The 3,101-nt window shown below is 33.5% G+C and carries 2 protein-coding genes and 1 pseudogene; all 3 read left to right on the top strand.

The window, feature by feature from the left end:
- The first annotated feature begins 308 nt into the window (after nt 1–308).
- On the top strand, nt 309–1,868 hold the full coding sequence (locus tag AB1397_03690; GenBank protein ID MEW6482088.1) for a DNA methyltransferase: 1,560 nt from the start codon (nt 309–311) through the stop codon (nt 1,866–1,868).
- A 61-nt stretch (nt 1,869–1,929) separates the two neighbouring features.
- Nucleotides 1,930–2,409, top strand: coding sequence for a hypothetical protein (locus tag AB1397_03685; protein MEW6482087.1), 480 nt, complete (start codon nt 1,930–1,932; stop codon nt 2,407–2,409).
- 5 nt (nt 2,410–2,414) lie between these two features.
- Nucleotides 2,415–2,981 (top strand): annotated as a pseudogene (locus AB1397_03680) (pyridoxal-phosphate dependent enzyme).
- The last annotated feature ends 120 nt before the right edge of the window (nt 2,982–3,101 follow it).

The raw sequence follows: 3,101 nt of genomic DNA, 5'->3' as shown, positions 1-3,101 counted from the left end.
CTATAGTTAATTCCATAACGCTTTACAAAATGTATGTGTTTAGATAATCTTAAGGAAAACTTTATAAAATTATGAATTTTGAATGTTGAATTTTGAATTAAAAGGGAAAAAATTTTATAAAACTTAACCTTCAATTCAAAATTCAAAATTTAGAATTCAAAATTTCTTAAAAGGTGGATGAATTTTTAAACAGATAAACACACACTATCTATTTTTGCACTAAGTGATGGAAGATACTATATGTGCTTGGCTCTGTGGTAGGCCCACATCCATATCCAATTTGTGAGGAAAATTAAAAATAAAATTCAATGAGTAGTCAAAAAGTAAGTTTTGAAGGGGAAAAAGAATTCCAAGAAGCAATCTTACAGGAAAAAACAAAAGGGACTTCTGATCTAGAAATTGGTCAAAAATATGGGGTTACATTTAGGTATATTGAGAAGCTAATAACCAAAACACAGGGGGTTAATATTAGTCTTTTAAAGGTTTCTAAAAAAGCAAGAACACTTTATCCAAAAGATTTTAAGGAAGAACAAACCACTGTCTGGAGTTTTAAACAAAGGGGTAATTGGGCAACTCATAGTGGAGAATATAGAGGGAATTGGTCTCCTTATATCCCAAGAAATATTATTCTTAAATATTCAAAACCTGGTGAATTGGTTTTAGACTATTTCTGTGGTGCAGGAACAACAGCTGTAGAATGTAAGCTTTTAGGAAGAAGGTGTATAGCCCTTGATATAAACGATAAAGCTATTGAGCTGGCAAAAAAAAATGTAAATTTTAACATAGAGCCCCATCTGTCAGGATTTATTGAGGATAAAATTCATCCTCAAGTCTATGAACCAGAGTTGTTGGTTGGCGATGCCAGGGATTTATCTTTTTTGCAAGATAGCTCTATAGATCTAATCTGTGCCCATCCTCCTTATGCAAATATTATTCATTATACTTCCTCTAAAGAAAGGGATTTATCATTTTTTGATATAGACGATTTCTTAAAAGAGATGTCAAAAGTTTCAAAAGAAAGTTTTAGGGTGCTAAAGCCTGGTAGACAATGTGCGATTTTGATAGGAGACACCCGTAGGCAAAAACATGTGATTCCTTTGGGTTTTAAACTAATAAATGTTTATTTGAATGCAGGTTTTAAATTGAGAGAGCTTGTTATCAAACGACAGCATAATTGCAAGACAACAGGATTTTGGTATGAAAATAGTATTAAGTATAATTTTCTTCTTTTAGGACATGAGTATCTACCAATTTTTGAAAAACCTAGAACACATAGTCTTTTATATGTAAGAGATAACTACGATTTAATTAGCCCTAGCCCACAGAAACTATCTTTTAAGAGAAAATTAGATAAGCTTGAAACTACAACAGTCTGGATATTGCCAAAGAAGAATTTTGAAGAACAATTAAACAAGAATGTAATTGATAGATACTCAAACAAAGATGGATGTTTAGTTATAACCTTTATTTCCCATAATAAGAGAGATACCAAATTTACTGAAAGAAAGGAGCAAAAGAGAAAAGGATTACTTTTTATTAAGTCCCCATTTTTGAGCAATGCTTCTTCTAGCTCAAACATTGAATCTTATTTAAGGGGGATAAAAGAAATTGTAAACAGAGAATTACCTAGTGTAAGAAAAGGTGGGTTTTTGGCAATCCAAACACAAGATGTAAGAATAGATGGGTATGTAGAACCCATTGCTAAAAGATTAGTAGATATGCTGACGCTTAAGAATTTATGGCTTAAGGAAATCATAGTTGTTACTCAAGAGGGAACAAATTCAAAAGGAGTGGATATAAGGGGCTATTTAAAAATAACCCATCAGCATTTACTTATTTATGAGATAAAAAATGAAGAATCTTTTTAGGCTGTTAAGAACAATCTATTACTATCTGGAATCCTCTTATAAAATATGGAAAATCAGACGATTGCAAGAGGATGATCTTGTTTATACAACAGGTGGGAATGTGTGTTTTGAGGTTTATCCCGGCACCAAACAACAATCTCCTTATGATTTTATTGTAAAATTTAGAGAGCCAAAGAAACGACAAAGAACGCCTGCCCATGTTCATTTGATTGTTGAGATGTATGTTAAACACGCTTATAATCCATCACTGACTTTAAAATTAAAAGACCATATTTTAGCAATGCTCAATCAGATTAAACCTGTAAATTCTTTTCCTCCATGTCTTCAATTTTTCAAACCCGAACACATTGAGCCCTTTAAGGAATTAGATAAAGTTGGAGAATTCACGGTTGAATTCTTGCTTGTTGCAATAGAACTCGTAGCAATACAGGAAAAAACTAATTATCCAACAGGAACCGTAACCGAGAATCTATATAAGAATTTTGGAGTTAAAGATAGGTTTTCAGTTATTCAAGGAGCGATATGGAAAGGTAGGAAGTGATAAAAATGCAAAAGCTTCCCAATAAAAAGGGATATTTCAATGGCTTGGGCGGAAGGTTCATTCCCGAGACCCTTATCTTTGCTCTGGATGAGCTTCTTAAGGCATATTTAAAGGCAAAAAAAGACAAGGGATTTCAGAATGAGCTAAAAAGGTTGCTTAAGCTCTATGCGGGAAGACCAACCCCGTTATACTTTGCAGAGAAGCTTACCAAAAAGCTGGGTGGTGCAAAAATATACCTAAAGAGGGAAGACCTTTGTCATACCGGAGCACACAAGATAAACAACACAGTTGCTCAGGTTTTGCTTGCAAAATATATGGAGAAAAAAAGAATAATTGCCGAAACAGGTGCAGGTCAGCATGGCGTTGCAACCGCAACCGCATCTGCTATGCTTGGCTTAAAATGTGAGGTCTATATGGGAACAGAGGATATGAGGAGGCAGAAGCCAAATGTTACTAGGATGGAGATGCTTGGGGCAAAGGTAAATCCTGTGGCAGGTGGCTCAAAAACCTTAAAGGATGCGATAAATGAGGCATTGAGGGATTGGGTTACTAATGTTAAGACAACATACTATAGTTAATTCCATAACGCTTTACAAAATGTATGTGTTTAGATAATCTTAAGGAAAACTTTATAAAATTATGAATTTTGAATGTTGAATTTTGAATTAAAAGGGAAAAAATTTTATAAAACT

Source organism: bacterium, from assembly GCA_040756715.1.
GTDB lineage: Bacteria > UBA9089 > UBA9088 > UBA9088 > UBA9088 > JBFLYE01.
The sequence above is the reverse complement of the archived record's forward strand: the minus strand, read 5'-3'. Positions and strand labels throughout refer to the sequence as shown.

Bases quoted from the DNA above. Each gene is read 5' to 3' on its own strand.
- AB1397_03690 (MEW6482088.1), top strand. From the start codon at position 309: ATGAGTAGTCAAAAAGTAAGTTTTGAAGGGGAAAAAGAATTCCAAGAA.